The organism is Mesorhizobium sp. P2_F8 (assembly GCF_056403655.1).
This window is the reverse complement of the sequence record NZ_JBFUFB010000013.1, coordinates 1-15,194: the sequence shown is the minus strand read 5'-3', so window position 1 is coordinate 15,194 and position 15,194 is coordinate 1. Positions and strand designations below refer to the sequence as shown.

The 15,194-nt window shown below is 63.0% G+C and carries 15 protein-coding genes and 1 pseudogene; 7 read left to right on the top strand and 9 right to left on the bottom strand.

The window, feature by feature from the left end; translation table 11 throughout:
* Positions 1–159 precede the first annotated feature (159 nt).
* From AC1DZP_RS27575 to AC1DZP_RS27555, 5 genes are read left to right on the top strand one after another with little or no spacing between them, the layout of a single operon-like run.
* The gene (locus AC1DZP_RS27575; protein ID WP_477227860.1) at positions 160–1,047 is read left to right on the top strand and encodes a sugar phosphate isomerase/epimerase family protein; all 888 of its coding nucleotides are present in this window, start codon (positions 160–162) and stop codon (positions 1,045–1,047) included.
* A gap of 60 nt (positions 1,048–1,107) precedes the next feature.
* Complete coding sequence (locus AC1DZP_RS27570) at positions 1,108–2,277, top strand: mandelate racemase/muconate lactonizing enzyme family protein (protein ID WP_477306772.1); 1,170 nt, start codon at positions 1,108–1,110, stop codon at positions 2,275–2,277.
* A gap of 2 nt (positions 2,278–2,279) precedes the next feature.
* The gene (locus tag AC1DZP_RS27565; protein ID WP_477306770.1) at positions 2,280–2,996 is read left to right on the top strand and encodes a FadR/GntR family transcriptional regulator; all 717 of its coding nucleotides are present in this window, start codon (positions 2,280–2,282) and stop codon (positions 2,994–2,996) included.
* Between the two features lie 5 nt (positions 2,997–3,001).
* The gene (locus tag AC1DZP_RS27560) at positions 3,002–3,982 is read left to right on the top strand and encodes a hydroxyacid dehydrogenase (protein ID WP_477306768.1); all 981 of its coding nucleotides are present in this window, start codon (positions 3,002–3,004) and stop codon (positions 3,980–3,982) included.
* A 42-nt stretch (positions 3,983–4,024) separates the two neighbouring features.
* A complete protein-coding gene (locus tag AC1DZP_RS27555; protein ID WP_477306766.1) occupies positions 4,025–4,414 on the top strand; it encodes a hypothetical protein in 390 nt (129 codons plus the stop codon).
* A 13-nt stretch (positions 4,415–4,427) separates the two neighbouring features.
* Here AC1DZP_RS27555 and AC1DZP_RS27550 read toward each other — a convergent pair whose 3' ends face one another.
* Entirely contained in the window at positions 4,428–5,723 is a 1,296-nt protein-coding gene (locus tag AC1DZP_RS27550) for an amidase (protein ID WP_477306764.1), read from the bottom strand.
* Between the two features lie 119 nt (positions 5,724–5,842).
* Here AC1DZP_RS27550 and AC1DZP_RS27545 point away from each other — a divergent pair, with 119 nt between their 5' ends.
* Positions 5,843–6,190, top strand: coding sequence for a GFA family protein (locus AC1DZP_RS27545; protein ID WP_477306762.1), 348 nt, complete (start codon positions 5,843–5,845; stop codon positions 6,188–6,190).
* Positions 6,191–6,320: 130 nt separating this feature from the next.
* Here the strand turns inward: AC1DZP_RS27545 and AC1DZP_RS27540 are convergent, their stop codons facing one another.
* A complete protein-coding gene (locus tag AC1DZP_RS27540; protein WP_477306760.1) occupies positions 6,321–7,535 on the bottom strand; it encodes an MFS transporter in 1,215 nt (404 codons plus the stop codon).
* A 184-nt stretch (positions 7,536–7,719) separates the two neighbouring features.
* On the opposite strand from AC1DZP_RS27540, the gene AC1DZP_RS27535 reads away from it, so the two are divergent.
* On the top strand, positions 7,720–8,712 hold the full coding sequence (locus AC1DZP_RS27535; RefSeq protein ID WP_477306758.1) for an AraC family transcriptional regulator: 993 nt from the start codon (positions 7,720–7,722) through the stop codon (positions 8,710–8,712).
* A 32-nt stretch (positions 8,713–8,744) separates the two neighbouring features.
* Here the strand turns inward: AC1DZP_RS27535 and AC1DZP_RS27530 are convergent.
* The 7 genes and pseudogenes from AC1DZP_RS27530 to AC1DZP_RS27500 form a co-directional block, all read right to left on the bottom strand.
* A pseudogene (locus AC1DZP_RS27530) lies at positions 8,745–9,575 on the bottom strand (ABC transporter ATP-binding protein); the annotation flags it as partial.
* A 41-nt stretch (positions 9,576–9,616) separates the two neighbouring features.
* Complete coding sequence (locus AC1DZP_RS27525) at positions 9,617–10,057, bottom strand: hypothetical protein (protein WP_457152532.1); 441 nt, start codon at positions 10,055–10,057, stop codon at positions 9,617–9,619.
* Positions 10,054–11,142, bottom strand: a complete 1,089-nt coding sequence (locus AC1DZP_RS27520; RefSeq protein ID WP_477306756.1) for an ABC transporter ATP-binding protein — start codon at positions 11,140–11,142, stop codon at positions 10,054–10,056. The genes AC1DZP_RS27525 and AC1DZP_RS27520 overlap by 4 nt, the downstream gene beginning before the upstream one ends.
* A gap of 1 nt (position 11,143) precedes the next feature.
* The gene (locus tag AC1DZP_RS27515) at positions 11,144–12,082 is read right to left on the bottom strand and encodes a carbohydrate ABC transporter permease (RefSeq protein ID WP_095084794.1); all 939 of its coding nucleotides are present in this window, start codon (positions 12,080–12,082) and stop codon (positions 11,144–11,146) included.
* Positions 12,083–12,085: 3 nt separating this feature from the next.
* The gene (locus AC1DZP_RS27510; protein WP_010911632.1) at positions 12,086–13,147 is read right to left on the bottom strand and encodes a carbohydrate ABC transporter permease; all 1,062 of its coding nucleotides are present in this window, start codon (positions 13,145–13,147) and stop codon (positions 12,086–12,088) included.
* Between the two features lie 80 nt (positions 13,148–13,227).
* Positions 13,228–14,661: an ABC transporter substrate-binding protein gene (locus AC1DZP_RS27505; RefSeq protein WP_477227854.1), complete on the bottom strand. Its 1,434-nt coding sequence runs from the start codon at positions 14,659–14,661 to the stop codon at positions 13,228–13,230.
* 46 nt (positions 14,662–14,707) lie between these two features.
* A partial coding sequence (locus tag AC1DZP_RS27500; RefSeq protein ID WP_477306754.1) for a TOBE domain-containing protein occupies positions 14,708–15,194 on the bottom strand: 487 nt, incomplete at its 5' end.

Here is a 15,194-nt window from a genome sequence, read left to right as displayed (position 1 = left end):
CCGTCCATGGGAAATTGCTGTAGACCTCGCTTTAGGCCCAATTGGTCGAACCAGTTTGCGAAAAAAGGCTGGGGATGCCTTGGGGAGGAACCCTTGCGTCGCCTTTCAGCGATGCATGTCGCAGGCGAACCATAAAGACGAATTTGGGAAGGACAGACCATGCACCTTTCGACGCACAACTGGATGCGCGCGGAACCGCTGGAGACGACGCTCAAGCGCATCAAGAAATTCGGCTATGAGTCGATCGAGATTTCCGGCGAGCCCGAGCAGTACAAGACCAAGGAGACGCGGGCGCTGCTGAAGGAGCATGGTATCCGCTGCTGGGGCGCGGTGACCTTGATGCTGGGCGAGCGCAACCTCGCCGCCAAGGACCAGGGCCAGCGCGAGCGTTCCGTGCAGTATGTTAAGGACGTGCTGACGATGATCAGCGAACTCGATGGCGAGATCATCACGCTGGTTCCGGCGACGGTCGGTAAGGTGGTGCCGGATGGCACCGAGGAAGAGGAATGGAAATGGGTTGTCGACGCGACCCGTGAATGCTTCAGCCACGCCAAGAAGGTCGGCGTCAAGATAGCCGTCGAACCGCTCAATCGCTTCGAAACCTATCTGTTCAATCGCGGCGCCCAGGCCCTGGCGCTGGCCGACGCGGTCAGCCCCGAATGCGGCGTCTGCCTCGACGCCTACCACATCCACATGGAGGAATTTAACGTCTATGACGCGATCCGGCAGGTCGGCAAGCGCCTGTTCGACTTCCATGTCGCCGACAACAACCGCTTTGCCGCCGGCCTCGGCCAGATCGACTGGCCGAAGATCGTCGCCACGCTGAAGGAGGTCGGCTACGACGGCGCGCTGACCAACGAGTTCGTCGCCCCGGTCGACCGCACGCCGGCCGCGCCCTATCCCGACATGGTCGAGCGCCATCCGGTCGACATTTCGCCCGAGCAGCTGAAGTTCATCCAGGATCACGGCTCCAGCGTTCTGACCGAGAAATTCTACACCGACCAGATGCGCATCACCGCAGAAACGTTGCTGCCGCTGATCAAGTAGTCGACTGCCTGTTGGGAAATTGCCCTTTCGCCCTGACCGGCGGCAGGGCCGGGAAAGACAATGCGCATCAAGACCGTCCAAGCCTGGTGGATCCGCATCCCGATCGAAGCCGCTCGGCAGCACCGCAGCGACTTCGGTCAGGTGACGACCTTTGACGCCTCCATCCTGCGCATCGAGACCGATGACGGGCTGGTCGGCTGGGGCGAAGGCAAGAATGCCGCCGGCAGCGCCGGCAGCTACGGGGCGCTTGTCCACATGCTGAACCATGAAGTCGGGCCGCAATTGATCGGCCGCGATCCGGCCGACATCGGCGTCATCTGGGAGATGCTTTACAACGGCGTTCGCCATGACAGCGCCGCCCGCGCCGGCCACGCCATGCCGCAACTGGCGCGGCGCGGCATGAGCATAGCGGCCATCAGCGCCGTCGATATCGCGCTCTGGGACATCCTGGGCAAATCACTTGGCGTTCCGGTCTGGCGGCTCCTCGGCGGTCGTAAGCTCGACCGCATGCCGGCCTATGCGTCCGGCGGATGGGCGTCCGCCGACGCCATCGGAGAGCAATTGAAATCGTATGTCGCCAAAGGCGGCTTCAAGGCGCTGAAGATGCGGATCGGCGCCATGGACGGTGCCGCGCATGTCTCCGCCGCCCGCGTCCGTGCCGCACGGCAGGCGCTCGGCCCCGATGTCGAATTGATGGTCGATGCCCACGGCACCTACACGGTGGCTGAAGCCAAGCGCTTCATCCACCTCGTCGACGATCTGGACCTCGCCTGGTTCGAGGAGCCGATCATCGCCGACGACAAGCCAGGGATGGCTGAAGTGCGGGCAAGCGGCGCCGTTCCGATCGCCACCGGCGAAAGTGAGGCGACGCGCTATGCCTTTCGCGACCTTGCCGTGCTGAAAGCCGCCGACATCTTCCAGCCCGATCCGGCCTTCTGCGGCGGCATCAGCGAAGCGATGAAGATCGGCACCATAGCCAGCGCCTTCAACCTGCGCTTTGCGCCGCATCTGTGGGCCGGCGCGCYCTGCTTCTTCGCCGGACTGCACATCTGTGCTGCTTCGCCGGCTAGTTTCACCGTCGAATATTCGCTCGGCGCCAACCCGATGATCCATGATCTCATCGAAGAGACTGTCGAAGCCAAGGACGGTATGATAGCGATCCCGGAAAAGCCGGGTCTGGGGTTCACCATTTCGGAGCGGTTCCTGGAGGCGCACGCGCAACGCGATTGACAATGAAAGAAAAGAACCTTCTCGCGGAACTCGCTGCCTACCTGTTCYCCCATTCGGACAAGGAGACCGGCCGAACGCCGTCGGAACGTGAGCTGGCGGAGCAGTTCGGCGTCAGCCGCGGCCAGATCCGCGAGGCGCTCGCCATCCTCGAAGCCATGCGCATCGTCGAGCGCAGGGCCAAGTCCGGCATCTACATCGACACCAAGCAGGCCAGCGTCGAGGCGATGGCGCTGTTCGCGCGCGCCGGCCTGCCGCTCGATCCAATCCAGATCTACGAGACGGTCGAATTGCGCAAGATCCATGAGATCAAGGCGGCCGAGCTTGCCTGTTCGCGCGCCACCGAAGAGAATTTCGAGCGTCTGCGCGAGATCCTGAAAGCTTCGGAAGAGCGCATCGCCGCAGGCGAGGGCCTGGCCAAGGAAGACCGCGAATTCCACCTTGAGATCGTACGCGCGACCAAGAACAGCGTTTTCCACAATGTCTGCAGCGTCTACTACATGATGGGCGAGCAGCGCCTGCCGATCTATTTCAACGATCCCGAGCGCAGCGTGCGCTCGCATGCCGAGCACATCCAGATCTACGAGGCGCTTCTGCGCCGCGACGGCAATCTCGCCCAGGCGCTGATGAGCGCTCATCTGCAGGGCGCCGAGAGCTACTGGAAGGGCCTGATCGAGGGCCATGGCGAGGAACCTCAAAGCCCGACGCTCGAAAGAGCCTGACCGACATGGCCCGCATCCTCACCACACACCCCCTGCATCCGCGCGCCTCTGCCATGCTGGCCGGCGCCGGCGAGCTTGTTGTCGCTTCTGCTCTCGACCCCGCGACGCTGGCTGCCGAGGCGAAAAACGCTGACATCGTCATCGTGCGCGCGCACCTGCCGCCACAGCTCTTCGAGGGTGCCACGAAGCTGAGGGCGGCAATCCGCCATGGCGCCGGGCTCGATATGATCCCGATGGAAGCGGCATTCGCGGCCGGCGTGCTGGTGGCGAATGTGCCGGCGGTCAACGCGCGCTCGGTTGCCGAACACGTCATGTTTGCAGCACTTGCCCTGCTTCGCCGCTTCCGCATCGTCGATCGCGACTTGCGCGCGAAAGGCTGGCTCGCCGGCCGCGAGCACGCCAATTCCAACAGCGAACTTGCCGGCAAGACGATCGGCATCGTCGGCCTTGGCGCCGTTGGCCAAGCCGTCGGCCATATCGCGGCGCATGGTTTCGACCTGAAGGTGGTGGCAACGACGCGCAGCATGCAGCCGGCGCCGGAGAAAGTCGGCTTCCTGTCCATCGACGCCCTGGTCGAGCAGAGCGACATCATCGTTCTGTGCTGTCCGTTGACGCCGGAGACGCGCGGCTTGATCAATCGCGAGCGGATCGCCCGCATGAAGCCCAATGCGCTGCTGATCAACGTATCGCGCGGACCGGTCGTCGATGACGACGCCCTGATCGAAGCCTTGCAGAAACGCCGCATCGGCGGTGCTGCACTCGATGTGTTTTCGACGCAGCCGCTGCCRCCAGATCATTCCTATTTCAGCTTCGACAATGTCATCATCACCCCGCACATGGCCGGGATCACCGAGGAATCGATGATGCRCATGGGCGTCGGCGCGGCCGGTGAAGCCTTGCTGGTGCTGGCCAACAAACTGCCGGTCAACCTGCGCAACCCCGAAGTGGTCGATCACTACCGCCGGCGGTTTCCTGCGAGCGTGTAACGCATCGCCGTTTCGCCTCATTTTCTGGCGAGGCTCGCTGCCATGTCCAGTCTTCGCTCCGCGCTGTTGTTTGTTGCCACCGCTTCGACAGCCGGAGTGCCGTCGCTTGCCGCTGCGGAGAGCAGCTATGTCTACTGCGACAACGGGCTGCGCTGCTTCAAGGCACCCTGCCCGTCGAACAGCGCGCTCGACCTTGCCACCGGCACGATCATCAAGGGCGTGTCGATCGACAGTAGCGGATTGCCGCAGGCCGACAAGGCGATAACGGACCTTTCAGACGCGCTTTACGCCGGAAAGATCGTCGTCAGGGGATCGATCGAGCATCGCACGCAGACCATCACCGGCAAGGAGTACAGCCTGCCCTGGCTGGTTGCGACCGGCATCGTACGCACCGCCAAGGAAAGCGAACGCAAGCACTGTTCGTCGCACTGATACTCCGCGTCGATCAAGCGCCAAGCAGCGACTCTATTTCAGCGGCGATGCGCAGCAGACGCCGGTCTTGGCCGTTGCGCGCCACCAGCATCAATCCTGCCGGGCGCACCATGCCCGGCATCGGCAGCGAGATCGCACAAAGGTCGAACTGGTTGGCAACCTGCGTGTTGCGCAGCAGTAGGCCTTCGGTGCGGTCGCGCAGTTCGGCATCGTCGACCATCGAAACGATGGTCGGCGCCGTCACCGGTGTGGTCGGTAGGGCCAGCATATCGACCGATGCCAGCCGCTCGTCCATGGCGGCCGCGAGCGCGGCGCGACGACGCATTGTCCTGATGTAAACTGGCGTCGGCAGCACAGCTGCCCGCGACAAAGGCCCGCTGACATGTGGGTCGACCGGCACCGATGCCCCCGTCGCCAACCAGTCGGCATGGATCTCCGCCCCTTCCATGGCAGCGATCGAACCGCGCTTGGTTGCCGCGCGCATCTCTCCAAGCAGATCGTCTATCGACAGATCCGCCACCCCTGCACCCGCCAGTTCGACCTTGCGAAGGCATCGATCGAACGCGGTCGCCACCTCGCCTTGCGTTTCTTCGAATAGGACGCCGCGCGGGATGCCTATGCGAAGCCCTACAAGGGAAATCGACGTCAGCGCAGCCGCTTCCTCGCCGGCCATCACGGCGTCGGCGACGGCGCACTGGGCGACGGTTCGGGCAAGCGGCCCGATCGAGTCCAGCGTGCCGGACAACGGGAAAGCGCCGGTGAGAGGCACCCGCCTAGCGGTCGGCTTGAAGCCGACGACACCGTTGAGCGATGCCGGAATGCGTATCGAACCACCGGTGTCGGAACCGATGGAGATTTCGCTCGTCCCCTCGCCGACGGAAACGCCGGCACCCGAGGAGGAACCACCAGGAATGAGGCTGGGATCGGTGGCATTCCCGGGCGTGCCGTAATGCTGATTGTCACCGATCGCGGTGAACGCGAATTCGGTCATGTTGGTCTTGCCGACGATCACCGCGCCGGCCTGCCGCAACCGGCCAACGATGGCGGCGTCGCGCAGCGCAGGTGCAGCGGTCCTGAGCATGAGCGAGCCGGCCGTGGTAGGTTCGCCTGCGACATCGAACAGATCCTTGATCGAGACAATGGTGCCGTCGAGCGGCCCCAGCGTCACACCGGTTCGTTTGCGGGCATCGCTGGCGTCAGCCGCGGCGCGCGCGGCCTCGGCATAGAGCTTCGTGAACACGTGTTCTTCGCCGGCACGGGCGGCGAGGCGCGCGAGGATGGTTTCGAGATAATCGCGGGCTGATTGCATTTCAGTGTCGGACTCCGGACGCCTTGAACGTCTTGAATGTAGCGGCCGGCACATGGCCTGCCGAGACTTTATCCGACACAGGCGGTTTTGCACCCCGTCGAACACGAGGAAAGCATCCGATGCTCTACAAAGGCAGTTGTCACTGCGGCAAGGTCGCCTTCGAGTTCGAAGCCGAACTGACCGGCGCCGTGCGGTGCAATTGCTCGATCTGCTCGCGCAAGGGCGCCCTGTTGTGTGCCATCCCGCACGAGACCTTGCAGGTGCTGGCCTGGGGCGATGACTTGGGCATCTACACATTCAGTAACCACGCCATCGCGCACCGCTTCTGCCGCACCTGTGGAGTCCACCCCTTCGCTGAGGATGTCGGCGAAGGCCGTGAACGCAGCGCCTACGTCAACATGCATTGCGTTGCGGATTTTAACCCTTCGACCTTGCCAGTCTTCGACTTCGATGGCCGCTCGGTCTGAATCTATCTCCCGTCGCATCGGCAAGGTTCGCTTTGTCGCTTGCCGCATAACAGCATCGGCCCGAAACCGGGATGGTTCGTGGGCCGATGCCTGGCGTCAGGAAGTCATCGCCAAATGGTGAGTCCGACGGCTAGTTGACCTGCTTCGGACCGCGCAGGAACACCACGATCGCCGCCAACAATGTCGCCGTGCCGCAATAGGCGAAGGCGCTTGCCACGCCGGCATGGTCGACCAGCAGGCCACCGAAGACAGCACCGAGCGCAATCGCCACCTGGAACGTCGCCACCATCAGCCCGCCGGCGCTTTCTGCCTGATCGGGCGCGGCCCGCACCAGCCAGCTCTGCAGCCCGACCGGCACCGCGCCGAAGGCAAAGCCCCACGCCGCAACCGCGGCGGCAGCGACCATGGGCGAGGCACCGAAAACCAGCATCGAGGCAGCCGCCGCCGCAATCAGCAAGGGCGCCAGTGCAACGGCTGCCTTGAGGTTGCGTTCGGCCAGGATGCCGCCGGCGACATTGCCGAAGAAGCCACCAATGCCATAGGCCAGAAGCACCAGCGAGATTGTCTCGATGTCGAGCACGGGGACCTTCTCGAGGAAAGGCCGCACGTAGGTGAAGCCGGCAAAGTGTCCCGAGGCAATGAGCAGCACGACCAGCAGTGCCACCCTGATGGAGGGGCGCTCGAGCACATCGAGCAAGGTACGGAAGCTTGCCACGCCCACGGGTGGCAGCTTCGGAATGGTGGCCACCTGCACCAGCAGCGCCAGGGCGCCGACGACAGTGGCGATCATGAAGGCGGTCCGCCAGCCCCAGATGTCACCGACATAGGCGCCGACCGGTGCTGCGCACACCGTCGCCAGCGAAACGCCGGTCAGGATGATCGACATGGCGCGCGGCATCAGCCGCATCGGCACCAGCCGCAGCGCCATCGCCGCCGACATCGCCCAGAAGCCGCCGAGTGCTACGCCGAGCACGACGCGGGCAATCAGAAGCACGGTAAGCGATGACGCGAAGGTGGCCAGAAGGTTGGAGAGGATCAGGAACATCGTCAGCATCCACATCACCAGCCTGCGGTCCATGCGCCTGGTGATGATGGCCATGGTCGGGGCGGCAATGGCGCCGACGATGGCGGTCGCCGTCACCGCTTGTCCGGCCACGCCTTCGGTGACGCCGAGGTCGCGCGCCATTGGCGTCAGCAGGCTGGCCGGYAGGAACTCGGCGGTAACGAGGCCGAAAACACCAAGCGCCAGCGAGACCACGGCGCCCCATGCCGGCTCGGTTCGTTCATCAGAGTCTGCAGGATTCAGAAGTGTGGCGTCGATGACGCCTGTCGCGGGTTCGGCCATGGTCAGTCTCCGATCTGTTTGCAGCGCCACATAGGGAACGACCGACCGGGGCTCCACCCGTTACATGCCTTGCCATCTCGGCTTGGCTATGTGGCCGGTCTTCGATCTTGTTTGCAGCGCAGCATTTGGCTGCAACGCAACATAGGGAGTGACCGCCTGGAGTTTCCATGCTAGAAACCCCATTATGTTTGACCATTCGTCCAAAATCCCGATCACGGGCGACCCGCTGACAGACATATTGCGCGGGCTGCGTCTCGATGGCGTCGAATATGGTCGCTGCGAAATGAAGGAGCCGTGGGGCATCCAGTTCCCGGCTCAACCCGGGGCGCGGTTTCATTTCATCGGCCGAAGAGGTTGCTGGCTGAAGCAGCCGTCCGGCGAATGGGTGGAGCTGAATGCCGGCGATGCGGTGCTGCTGCCGCGGGGTGCGGCGCATGTGCTGGCCAGCGAACCCGGCGCCCAGGCCTGGCCGATCCACGGCTACGAACTCGAAGAGGTCTGCAAGGACGTCTACTGCACGTCGAACGCGGAGATGTGCGGCAAGGACTGCCAACCGGGAACGCTGCTGTTCTGCGCCAGCATGTATTTCAACCTCAATGGCTTGCATCCCTTGCTCGGCATGATGCCGGACGTGATGCGCACGCATGAGCTGGAAGCCTACGAACCGGGGATACCGCATTTGCTGGACTCGATGGCACGCGAAGTGACGATGGAGCGCGTCGGCTCCGGCGGTATCATGGCGCGGCTGGCTGACGTGCTTGCCGCCACCGTCATCCGCTCATGGGTCGAACGCGGTTGCGGCGACTCGTCCGGCTGGATCGCGGCGGTCAGGGACCGCGAGATCGGGCGCGTGCTGGCCGCCATCCATCTCGAACCGAACCACGACTGGACTGTCGAGTCGCTGGCCAGGATGATGGGCGCCTCGCGGTCGGGATTTGCCGAGCGGTTCGCCACCATCGTTGGAGAAACGCCGGCTAAATATGTCACCCAGGTCAGAATGCACCAGGCGCGGCAGTGGCTGGTCCGCGACCGGATGAAGATCTCCGTCGTTGCCGCGCGTCTCGGCTATGAATCGGATGCCGCCTTCAGCCGTGCCTTCAAGCGCGTCATTGGCTCGGCGCCCAGCCATCTTCGCGCCGAAGAGCAGGGTCCTGCTGATCAACGACACGCCATATGAGACTTACCTGCCGAAATAAGCGAGGTCGCGGCCTATGACGCATGGCGCAAATTGACGCCGCTGCCCTTGTCGAACAGCACCACCTTGTCGGGGTTCCAGGCAAAGCGCACCGGCTGCTCGATCGCCACATCGGTCCTGGCCGGCACCGTGGCGCGCAGCATCGCGTCGCCGACGCGCAGCGTCAGGATCTTTTCGACGCCATGGTTCTCGACGTCGTGGACGTGCGCCTCGGCCGGCGCGCCGCTCTCGAGGTAGACATCCTCGGGCCGAATGCCGAAGACGAGCGGGCGGCCATCGGTCGCCGCATTCGCCTTGGCTCCCCCTGAAAAGGCAGTTCGAAATTCAGCGGCGCCTTCACCGCGCGGCCGTTCACCAGCTTGCCGTCGATGAGGTTCATCGGCGGCGAGCCGACGAAGCTCGCCACATAGGTGTCGCGCGGATTGTTGTAGATCTCATACGGCGTGCCGGTCTGGACGATGCGGCCATGGTTGAGCACGCCGACCTTGTCGCCCATCGACATCGCCTCGATCTGGTCGTGCGTAACGAACAGGAAGGTGGCGCCAAGCTGCATCTGCAGGTTCTTGAGTTCAGTGCGCAGCGCCTCGCGCAGTTTGGCATCGAGCGCCGACAGCGGTTCGTCCATCAGGCACACGTGCGGCTTGCGCACGATGGCGCGGCCGATGGAGACGCGCTGCATCTCGGCCGCCCGAAAGCCGGTCGGTCTTGCGGTCGAGCAAATGTTCGATCCGCAGCGTCCTGGCGGCGCGGTCGACGCGGTCCTTGATCTCGGCATCGGGTCCTCCGGTCAAGCCGGAGGATGACGGCGTGAGAGTTGAGAGGGCGACGCGCACCGACCGGCGCGGACCGGCGCGAGCGCGACCTGCCGGATAGCGTCAGCTGCTGATCATCGCGCTGTCTTGTTGAGAGCGGTGACGACCAGCGCGAGAATCACCGCCGCGGCGGCGATTTCCCACACGAAAGCCTGCTTGTAGAAAGGTGGCGTGGCCAGCTGCGCCTTGCCGGCGAGAGTGTTGGGGTCCGGTGGATTGAGGAAGAAGACGCCGTAGAGATGCGCCGCCGTGATCGAAACCAGCAGCACAATGCAGAAGACCAGCGCCACGACCAGCGCTACGGTCACCACACTGCGCACCTTGACGCCCGGCTGGGCCAACGGCAGCAGGTTGTTGATGAGTCCGGCAAGCACCACGAGACCGCTGCCGACCGCGTACAGGCCGATGGAAAAGGGTTGGAAGATCAGCACCAGCGCCATGACGCCGAGGCCAATGATGAAGACCTCGAGGCAGTACGCGCCGGCCCGGCTCATGCCGGAAGAACGTTCGCTCATGACCGCACCGCCTTTCCGGCGCCATCGAAGACATGGGTTTGCTTGGGATCGGGGCGTAGATTCAGCGCCTCGCCGACCTTGACCCGCTGGCTTCTCGTCACCACGACGCGGATGTCGGCGCCTGCCGCCGTGCGGGCATGAATAAGGGTTTCGGCGCCCATGGGCTCGATGAGCTCGGCCCGGGCGGAGATGGTGCCACGGTCCCCCGTATCGGTCGCGGTGAAGGCGCGGGGGCGGACACCGATCGTCACCTTGCCGGGCTGCAGGCGCGCAACCGCCGCGTCCGTGCGGATCGCCAGATTAATGCCGGCCACGGCCATCTCCGCCGTGCCATCGGCGAAGGTCTTGAGGTCGGCCTCGAGAAGATTCATCTGCGGCGTGCCGATGAAGCTCGCCACGAAAGCATTGGCGGGCTTGGCAAAAACCTCGTGCGGTGAGCCGACTTGCTCGATCAGGCCGTCCTTCATGATGGCGATGCGGTCGGCCATGGTGAGCGCTTCGAGCTGGTCATGGGTCACGATCACGGTCGCTTTGGAGAGGCCCTGCAGCACTTCCTTGATCTGGCCACGCATGCTCTGGCGCAGTTCGACATCGAGACGCGACAAGGGCTCGTCGAAGAGGAAGCAATTGGGGTCGCGGACGATGGCGCGGGCCATGGCGGCGCGCTGCTTTTCGCCCTCGGATATCTGGTTCGGCAGCCGGTCGAGAACGTGCTCCAAGTGGAGGATCGCGGCGACGCGGTTGACGCGGGCAGTCCGCTCAGCCCTGGAAATGCCGTCATGATAGAGCGGGAAGGCGATGTTCTCGCCGATCGATGCCGACGGGTAGAGCGCGTAGAACTGGAACACCATGGCGATGTCGCGCTTTTCGGGCGGCAGGTTGTTCATCACCTTGCCGGCGATGACGACCTCGCCGTCAGTGACGCTTTCCAGCCCGGCGATGACGCGCAGGGTCGTCGTCTTGCCACAGCCGGACGGGCCGAGAAGGCAGACGACCTCACCGGCGGCCACCGACAGGTCAACGTCCTTGACCGCGGTGAAGGAGCCGAAACGCTTGGTGACTTTGCGGAGTTCGATGGTTGACATTTCAGCGCTTCACGGTGCCGAAGGTAACGCCGCGCAACAGATGGTTTTGCAAGAAGAAGGTGACCAGAAAGACTGGGACGAGGAACAGGGTTTCGATGGCGGCAAGCAAAGTCCAGTCGGTGCCGCGTCCACCCGACGACACGGCCTGGTTCATGGCGACCGGGACCGTTCTCGTGTCGGGCCCCGAGAGCAACAGGGCGAAGAGGAACTCGTTCCAGGTGAGGATCAGGCCGAACACGAACGTAGCGGCGAGCCCGGCAATGACCTGGGGCAGGCAAATCTTGAAGAACACCCGCATTCCGGACGATCCGTCGATGCGGGCGGCATCCTCGACGTCTGGCGACAATTCATCGAAGAAGCTCTTCATCATCCAGATGGTGAAGGCCAGGTTGAAGGCGGTGTAGAGCATGATGATGCCGAGATACGAGCCCGACAGGCCCACTACGCGGAACATCAGGATCACCGGAATGATCACCACAATCGCCGGCAGCATGCGCGTGGTCAGGATGATGAACAGGTAGGTGTCATTGCCTTTCAGCGGATAGCGCGAGAAGCCGAAGGCCGCCAGGGTGCCGATGACCAGCGCCAGCAGCACCGACGCCGAGGCGATGAAGATCGAGTTGAAGAAATAACGGTCGAATCCTGTCGCTTCCGGGGCACCGTCCGGCGTCATCGAGCGGGAAAAGACGGACCCAAAATTTTCGAGCGTGGGCTTGAATACAAAATGGTCCGGAATCAAGCCGAACAGCGACGTGGGCGACAGCGTCGGAGGCACCAGGAGCGCGTCGCCCTGCGGTTTGAAGGCGGTGAATATGATGAACAGCACCGGCAGAAAATAGATAAAGGCGACGACGGCCACGGCGAGCGTCCGCCCCCAGCCGGCCTTGTCTACTCCGCTGGCCCTGCCGAAGCCGAGCTTTCCCAATATCGATTCGGCCACGGGTCAGGCTCCCTTCGTACGGCGGTTTGCGAGGTACAGGTAGAGGTTGGTGAGAACGATCACCATGAACAGCATCAGATAGGAGATCGCCGCGCCCTCACTCGTCTTGTTCTGCTCGTTGGCGATGCGGATCAAGTGATAGGAGATCGTCAGTGTGTCGTTGCCGCCCTTGGTGAGGAGGATGACGAGATCCGCCAGCTTGAATGCCTCGATGGTGCGGAAGAGAAGGGCCAACATCAGAAGGCCGCGGATGTAGGGGAAGGTGATCATCCAGAATTGCCGCCAGCTGGAAATACGGTCGATGGCAGCGGCCTCGTAAAGGTATTTCGGCACCGAGACGAGGCCCGCCAGCACAAGGAGCATGACGAAGGGCGACCACATCCATGCGTCGGCGAAAACGATTCCCGCCACGGCACCGACTTTGTTGCTCATCAGGATGAACTGGTTGCCGGAGATGGAATTGATGACGTAGCTGAGAATCCCGAATGTCGGGTCATAGTAGTAGGTGAAGAACACGCCAGAGGCGACAACCGAAAGCATCATCGGTGTCAGCACCAGGATCAACAAATACTTGCGCAGCGGAAATTGCTTGGCGAACAGGATGGCCAGCAGAAAGCCGACGATCATCTGCGCGGAGACGGTGAACACGACGAACATGGCGGTATTGATCAGCGCGCCCCAAGTCGCGTGAGCAGCGAGATCGTTGGTAAGGATCCGGACGTAGTTCCCGAGTCCGACGAAGCGGATCGTCTGCTGGTTTGCCTGGTAGGCGAAGAACGAAAGGCCCAGCGACCACAGCAGGGGGAAGATATTCATCACAAACAGAACGGCGATTGCCGGAGCGACCAGCAGGGCGCCGAAGTAGTGGCGGCGATACGCGTTGACGGTAAATGCGGCCGCGACCAACGCCGCCGCGGCGCCCACCACCCAGAAGGAGACAGCCGCCGGCAAGCCCGCCATTGATATGGCCGACACGACGACAGCGACAGCGATGGCGAGTTTCCAGTTGTGGGCAACAACCGCGGTAAGGCGTGGTGTCAGCAGCGTGCTTGAAACAGCGGTCATGAGAGTCCGAAATATGGAGCGCCTGACGTGGCAATGATGGGGAGCGGCTTTTGCCCGCTCCCCGCAGCTATGTTGGAAGGTTACTGGATAAGGCCAGCGTTCTTCAGGAGGTCCTCCTGGAACTTGGCGATGTTATCCAGGGTGGTCTTGGCGTCCTGCTTGCCAGTGATGGCTAGGTCGTACTGATCCTGCTGCTGGGTGAGCAGTTCGAAGAACTGCGGCACGTGCCACATGTCCTTCTGCCAGTCGAGCGAGTTCGCCCAGGCGCGGTCCCACGGACGATAGGTCACGTATTTCGGATCGCTGTAGACCGACTTGATCGCGGACTGGCCGCCGGCGGCGGCGAACTGGTGCTGGATATCGGGCGAGAGCCACCACTTCACGAAGCCCACCGCTTCCTTGATTTGCTCAGGCGTCGTCCAGGTGGTGAGAACGAAAGGCTGTCCGCCGATCTGTGACGTACGATTCACCTTTCCGTCGGGGCCGCGCAGGCCTGGCGCCAATCCGAACACCAGCTTGTCGGCAACCTTCGACGTCTTGGGATCGAGCGAGGCTTCGCCGAGACCGATCCAGTCGATGTTCATGGCCACCTTGCCTTCACGGAACAACTGGTCCGAGACGAAGATGTCCATGGTGCCGGTCTTGACCACCGGCGGCATGTACTTCAGCAATTTGAGGAAATGCTCCATGCCCTCGATGGACTTCGGGGAGTTTACGACGCCTTCGGCATGTCCGGTCGGGGCCTTGGTTTCATCCCAGATGCCGCCGCCATGCTCCCAGACGAACGTGTGGACCGAGCTCGTCGAGAAGTCGTAGCCTTTGCCTGCCTGATAGGCGATGCCGTAGAAATCGTCATCGAGCACCTGGCCGGCGAGCTTGTCGCCCTTCTTGCGCTGGAAGAATTCGCCAACATGCTCGAACGTGTTCCAGTCCATGGCGTCGATTTCTTCGCCGGTGCAGGGCAGCTTCTCATTGTACTTCGCCTTGAAGGCGGCCTGCTCGTCGTCGTTGCAGAGCACGTCCTTGCGGCCGTAGGTGACCAGCACGTCCGGGAACTGCGGGAAGCCGTAGTAGTTCGGCGTGCTGTTGGGATAGGTCGAGTAGGCGTTGAGCACGGCGGGATGCATCGACTCCATCGCCGCCTTGAGTTCCGGGTCGGCATCGATGAGATCGTTGATCTTGCGGAAGTAGCCGCCTTCGACGAAGGCGCCGAGCCACTGCGAGTCCGACACGATGAAGTTGTACTTCTTTTCGCCCGAGGTCAACGAGGCGTTGACGCGGGTGTAGAAATCCGGCCACGGAATGAAGTCGACATCGAGCTTCACGGTATTGCCAGACTTGGGCTTGTACTGCTCGTCGAAGAACTTCTTCATAATGCGGGTCGGGGGCCAATCCGGCACCGCCATCGTCAACGTCACTTCTTCGGCAGAGGCATAGGTCACGCCTCCCACCAGTAGCGTGGCAGCGAAGCTTGCGGCTGTCGCTAGCCCTTTCACTTTGGTCATCGCCGTCATTCGCGTTTCCTCCCTTGGTTAACCGGATTGCTTCTCGCCGTTCGCGTCAGGTCATTGCCTGGCCGCTCACGGCGCGGAAGACGTGGATTTTCCTGTTATCGATGGCGATCGATGCCGAATCGCCGGTCCTGATGCTGGCGGCGATCGCTTCCGGCAGCACCATGCGCAACATCTCGCCGCCGGCCTCGACCGAGACGATCGTGATGTCGCCGAGCGGTTCGACCAGATGCACCTTCGAGGCAACCCCGGCTTCGCCCTTGGCGGCGAGCCGAATGTCGCTCGGGCGAATGCCGATCAGCGCGGCCTCGCCGGCATCGGCAGTCTTTGGCGCCGTCGCCGGAACCAGTGTCCCGAGCGGCGTGTCGAAAGACCTGGTGTCGGCGCGCACCGAGGCCGTGAACAGATTCATGTGCGGCGAGCCGATCTTGCTGGCGACATAGGTATGGATCGGCTGTTCGTAAAGCTCGTCCGGCGTGCCGATCTGGACGATGCCGCCATCGCGCATGACGGCGATCGTCTCGCCCGTCTCGCCC

Bases quoted from the DNA above. Each gene is read 5' to 3' on its own strand.
- AC1DZP_RS27535 (WP_477306758.1), top strand. From the start codon at position 7,720: ATGTTTGACCATTCGTCCAAAATCCCGATCACGGGCGACCCGCTGACA.
- AC1DZP_RS27550 (WP_477306764.1), bottom strand. From the start codon at position 5,723: ATGCAATCAGCCCGCGATTATCTCGAAACCATCCTCGCGCGCCTCGCC.
- AC1DZP_RS27510 (WP_010911632.1), bottom strand. From the start codon at position 13,147: ATGACCGCTGTTTCAAGCACGCTGCTGACACCACGCCTTACCGCGGTT.
- AC1DZP_RS27505 (WP_477227854.1), bottom strand. From the start codon at position 14,661: ATGACGGCGATGACCAAAGTGAAAGGGCTAGCGACAGCCGCAAGCTTC.
- AC1DZP_RS27520 (WP_477306756.1), bottom strand. From the start codon at position 11,142: ATGTCAACCATCGAACTCCGCAAAGTCACCAAGCGTTTCGGCTCCTTC.
- AC1DZP_RS27525 (WP_457152532.1), bottom strand. From the start codon at position 10,057: ATGAGCGAACGTTCTTCCGGCATGAGCCGGGCCGGCGCGTACTGCCTC.
- AC1DZP_RS27555 (WP_477306766.1), top strand. From the start codon at position 4,025: ATGTCCAGTCTTCGCTCCGCGCTGTTGTTTGTTGCCACCGCTTCGACA.
- AC1DZP_RS27545 (WP_477306762.1), top strand. From the start codon at position 5,843: ATGCTCTACAAAGGCAGTTGTCACTGCGGCAAGGTCGCCTTCGAGTTC.
- AC1DZP_RS27575 (WP_477227860.1), top strand. From the start codon at position 160: ATGCACCTTTCGACGCACAACTGGATGCGCGCGGAACCGCTGGAGACG.